Source organism: Streptomyces sp. NPDC058964 (genome assembly GCF_042741275.1).
Classification (GTDB): domain Bacteria; phylum Actinomycetota; class Actinomycetes; order Streptomycetales; family Streptomycetaceae; genus Streptomyces.
In genome coordinates, this window is sequence record NZ_JBHYKH010000661.1 from 1 (window position 1) to 4,314 (window position 4,314).

Genomic DNA, 4,314 nt, shown 5'->3' on the forward strand with positions numbered 1-4,314 from the left:
CGCCCGGCCCCCCCCCTCGACGGCCACGGGGAGCCCCCCGTCCGGTACCTCGCCCCCGCCCACGCCCGCGTGCGCCCCGAGCAGGCGGGCGCGCCGCCCGAGGAGGGCGAGGTCGCGTGGGCCGATGCGCCAGCGCGGGCCGGTCAGCAGGCGGACCAGGGAGGCGTTGGCGCCGGGGTCCTGGAGGACCTCGCAGACGGCGACGAGGTCGGCCACCTCGGGCAGGTGCAGCAGCCCGGAGAGGCCCACGACCTCGACGGGGACGTCGCGGGCGACGAGGGCGCCCTGGATCTCGGCGAAGTCGGTGGCCGTGCGGCACAGAACGGCGATCTCGCCGGGTGCCTTCCCGGTGCGTACGAGGTGGGCGACGGAGTCCGCGATCCAGTCGATCTCCTCGGCATGCGTGCTCAGCAGGGCGCAGCGGACCGTGCCGTCGCGCTCGGCTCCGGGGGCCGGGCGGAGCGCCTCCACGCCCGCGTGCATGGCGCGCAGGGGCTCGGCGAGGCCGTTGGCGAGGTCGAGCAGACGTCCGCCGCTGCGGCGGTTCTCGCTGAGCGCCTGGCGGGTGGCGGGACGGCCGTCGGCGTGGGCGAAGTGCTCGGGGAAGTCGTCGAGGTTGGCGACGGAGGCGCCGCGCCAGCCGTAGATCGCCTGGCAGGGGTCACCCACGGCGGTCACCGGGTGGCCGGTGCCGTCGCCGAACAGGCCCGCCAGGAGGACGCGCTGGGCCACCGACGTGTCCTGGTACTCGTCGAGGAGCACCACACGGAACTCGTCGCGCAGTACGCGGCCGACCTCGGGGATCTTCGCGAGTGCCGCCGAGAGGGCGATCTGGTCGCCGAAGTCGAGCAGGTCCCGCTCGCGCTTGGCGGCCCGGTAGCGGACGACGAGTTCGGCGAGTTCGCGGCGGGCGGCGGCCGTCTCGGGGACCTTGCGCAGATCGGCGTTGGTGAGCCTGGCGCCCTCCAAGGTGCGCAGTAGCTCGGCGTCGCCGGCGCGCAGGTCCTCGGGGCGTACGAGGTGTTCGGCGAGTTCGGAGTCGAGGGCGAGCAGGTCGCTTACCAGATCGGCGAAGGAGCGGGTCAGCGCCGGGTAGGGACCCGGGGCCTCGCGCAGCACACGCGCGGCCAGTTGGTAGCGCGTGGCGTCGGCGAGCAGCCGGGAGGCCGGCTCCAGCCCGATGCGCAGGCCGTGGTCGGTCAGGAGGCGGCCCGCGAAGGCGTGGTAGGTGGAGATCACCGGCTCGCCGGGCGGATTGTCCGGGTCGATCGCGTCGGGGTCGGTGACTCCGGCCCTGACCAGCGCCTTGCGGACGCGTTCGGCCAGTTCGCCGGCCGCCTTGTTGGTGAAGGTCAGGCCGAGGACCTGCTCGGGTGCGACCTGTCCCGTGCCGACCAGCCACACGACCCGTGCCGCCATCACCGTGGTCTTGCCCGATCCCGCTCCGGCCACGATCACCTGCGGGGCGGGCGGCGCGGTGATGCAGGCCGTCTGCTCGGGAGTGAACGGGATGCCGAGGAGCTCCTTGAGCTGCTCGGGGTCGGTGATACGGGCGGGCATGTCGGAGAGGCTAGCGGCGGGCACTGACAGCGGATGCCCGATCTGTCGCCCGGGTGGGGAGAAGCCCAGGTCAGCGCGGGTGGTGCGATACGTCACGCCTCACTCGACGTGTCACCGGCACCACCTCGAAGTGCCACCGGTACCACTCGGCCCGCCCGAGCTACTCGACCACGTGCCGTCCCTCCGGGCGCGCGCTGCACGACGCCCGGAACGCGCAGTGGGCGCAGTGCTGGCCGGTGCTCGGCGTGAACCGTTCGTCGAGGACCTTTCCGGCGGCGCCGGCCAGCAGCTCGCCGACCCACTCCCCCTCCAGCGGCTCCTGGGCCTGCACCTTGGGCAGCGTCTCACCGCCGTCGCGCTTGGCCGCGCCCTGGCGCAGCTGCACGAGTTCCGCGCCGCCCGCTTCGGGCCGTACGCCGTCGAAGGCCTCGTCCACGGCTCCCGCTCCGACGGCGAGCTGGTAGACGGCGAGCTGCGGATGGCGTGCCACCTCCGCCGAGCTCACCGGCTGTTTGCCGGTCTTGAAGTCCACGACGTACGCGCGCCCCTCGCCGTCCGTCTCCACGCGGTCCATCTGACCGCGGATGCGCACCTCGTATTCGCCCGCTCCGAGGGTGACGTCGAAGTCGTGTTCGCTCGCGACCGGGGTTCGGCCGGTGCGGTCCAGCACGTGCCACTTCAGGAAGCGTTCGAGCGCCACGCGCGCGTTCTCCTTCTCCTGCGCCGACTTCCAGGGCGCGTCGAAGGCGAGCGCGTTCCACACCGATTCCAGGCGCTCCATGAGGACGGCGAGGTCGGCAGGGGTGCGGCCGGAGGCGACCTCGTCGGCGAGGACGTGCACGACGTTGCCGAAGCCCTGGGCGGTGGTGGCGGGCGCGTCGGCCTTCACCTCGCGCCCCAGGAACCACTGCAGGGCGCAGGTGTTGGCGAGTTGGTCGAGGGCGCTGCCGGACAGGACGACGGGCTGGTCGCGGTTGCGCAGCGGGACCTTGCTCTCGGTCGGCTCGAACATGCCCCACCAGCGGTAGGGGTGTGCCGACGGGACCAACGGGCGGCCGTCCTCGTCGGCGAGCGCGGCGAGCCGCGCCAGCCGGCGGGCGGCCGCCTCGCGGAGGGCGTCGGAGACGCGCGGGTCGACGGTCGTGGCGCGCAGTTCGGCGACGAGCGCGGCCACGGACAGCGGGCGGCGGGGGCAGCCGGTGACGTCCTGCGGCTCGACGCCGAGTTCCGTGAGGAACCGGGAGGGCTGGTCGCCGTCGTCCGCGGGCGCCTTCACCGCGGTGACGACGAGGCGTTCACGCGCGCGCGTGGCGGCGACGTAGAAGAGGCGGCGCTCCTCGGCGAGCAGCGCTCCCGGGGTGAGCGGTTCGGCGAGTCCGTCGCGGCCGATGCGGTCGGCCTCCAGGAGGGAGCCGCGGCGGCGCAGGTCGGGCCACAGTCCCTCCTGGACACCGGCGACGACGACCAGGCGCCACTCCAGGCCCTTGGAGCGGTGGGCGGTCATCAGGCGGACGGCGTCGTGCCGGACGGCGCGCCGCGTGAGGGTGTCGGCGGCGATGTCCTCGGCCTCGATCTCCTCCAGGAAGTTGAGGGCGCCCCGGCCGCCGGTGCGCTCCTCCGCGCGCGCGGCGGTCGCGAAGAGGGCGCACACGGCATCGAGATCGCGGTCGGCGTTGCGTCCGGCCGCACCGCCACGCCGGGCGGCCCGCTCCAGCCGGGTGGGCCACGGGGTCCCCTCCCACAGGTCCCACAGCGCCTCCTCGGCCGTGCCGCCGTTCGCGAGGCGCTTCCGGGCCTTCCTGAGCAGGGCGCCGAGCCGCTGGGCTCCCCGGGCGTACACCGGGTCGTGCACGACCAGGCGCTCGGGCTCGGCGAGCGCCCGCGCGAGCAGCTCGTCCGAGGGCGGCGGCAGCGGGTTGCCGGCCGCCCGCTCCTCCTCCCGCAGGGCCCGGCCGAGACGGCGCAGGTCGGCGGCGTCCATGCCGGCGAGCGGGGAGGTCAACAGGGCCAGGGCGGTCTCGGTGTCGAGCCAGGCGGTCTCCGCGGACGGTTCGGCCGCCTCCTCGGTGGCCGCATCCGGCTCGGGGACCTCGGTCTCCGCTGTGGACCCGGTCTCCTCCCGGACGCCCCGTTCGGCACCCCGCGCCGTCTCGGCCGCAGCCACCGCCCTGAGCGCCGTCAGCAGTGGTGCCACCGCCGGTTCGTGGCGCAGGGGCAGGTCGTCGCCGTCGATGTCCAGGGGGACGCCCGCGGCCGTGAGGGCACGGCGGACCGTCGGGATGGTGCGGGATCCGGCACGGACCAGGACGGCCATCTCGTTCCAGGGGACACCGTCCTCCAGATGTGCCCTGCGGAGGATGTCGGCGATGTTGTCCAGTTCCGTGCCGGACGTCGGGTACGTGTACACCTCGACGCGGCCTCCGTCGCGTACCGGGGCGAGGTCGCGGTGGGCGCGCGCCTTGTCGGCGGGGAGGCGGGTCAGCGGCATGCGCTGCGTCAGCAGACGGGTGGCGGCCAGCAGGGCGGCGCCGGAGCGGCGGGAGGTCCGCAGGACCTCGACGGGCGCCGGACGGCCGTCCGCGCGCGGGAAGGCCGACGGGAAGTCCAGGATGCCGTTCACGTCCGCGCCACGGAACGTGTAGATCGACTGGTCGGGGTGGGGGGGGGGGGCCCCGGGGCGGCGCCCGCCCCCCCCGGCGGGCCGCCGGCGGAGCGCGGGGGGGGCGGGGGGTCACAGACCCACCACCCCGCGCA

General features: G+C 75.1%; 1 protein-coding gene and 1 pseudogene. Both read right to left on the minus strand.

The annotated features are described in order from the left end of the window. A partial coding sequence (locus ACFW2E_RS42470; RefSeq protein WP_384476200.1) for an ATP-dependent helicase occupies positions 1-1,560 on the minus strand: 1,560 nt, incomplete at its 3' end. A 160-nt stretch (positions 1,561-1,720) separates the two neighbouring features. Then, a pseudogene (locus ACFW2E_RS42475) lies at positions 1,721-4,219 on the minus strand (PD-(D/E)XK nuclease family protein); the annotation flags it as partial. Positions 4,220-4,314: the final 95 nt, after the last annotated feature.